1 protein-coding gene is annotated in these 767 nt (G+C 61.4%); it reads right to left on the bottom strand.

The features are described from left to right. Positions 1–767, bottom strand: a 767-nt coding sequence (locus PGR79_RS23795) for a molybdopterin-dependent oxidoreductase (RefSeq protein ID WP_430922623.1), incomplete at both ends; no start/stop codon positions are given.

Here is a 767-nt window from a genome sequence, read left to right as displayed (position 1 = left end):
TCCTGGACGATAACCAGTTCCAGCTGTTCAAACGCCTTGCGCACCGCGGAAAGCTCGGCATCGGTCTGCAGCGGATCCTCGCCCATAATATAGGCGGCGCGGACTTCGCCGTGTTCGGCGCGGTGCGGCAGCTCGCTGATGCGATAACCGGTATGTTCCGGCAGGCTGTCGACGCCCCAGGCTTTAGCGAACTTCTCGCGGTTTTCCGGGAACTTAACGTACTGGTAGCCCGGATAGGTATCCGGCAGCGCGCCCATGTCGCAGGCGCCCTGGACGTTGTTCTGCCCGCGTACCGGGTTGACGCCGACGCTCGGCTTGCCGAGGTTGCCGGTAAGGATCGCGAGGCTGGTCAGCGAGCGCACGGTCTCCACGCCCTGGTAGAACTGGGTGACGCCCATGCCCCACAGGATGGCGGCGGATTTGGCGCTGGCGTACATCCGGGCGCAGGCGCGGATCTCCTGAGCGCTGACGCCGGTTATCTCTTCCACCGACTCCGGCGTGTAGCCTTCGACGATTTTGCGATACTCCTCGAAGCCTTCGGAACGGCTGGCGACGAAGGATTTATCGTACAGATCCTCTTCAATAATGACGTGGCCAATGGCGTTGAGCAGCGCGATATTCGAGCCGTTCTTCAGCGCGATGTGCATGTCGGCGATGCGCGCGGTTTCAATTTTGCGCGGGTCGCAGACGATGATTTTCGCCCCGTTGCGTTTGGCGTTAATGACGTGATTCGCCACGATAGGGTGGGAATCCGCCGGGTTGTAACC

This window comes from Klebsiella sp. 141161 (genome assembly GCF_050600815.1).
Taxonomy (GTDB): Bacteria; Pseudomonadota; Gammaproteobacteria; order Enterobacterales; family Enterobacteriaceae; genus Klebsiella; species Klebsiella aerogenes.
Note: the sequence above shows the minus strand (reverse complement) of the source record. Positions and strands in the feature narration are given on the sequence as shown.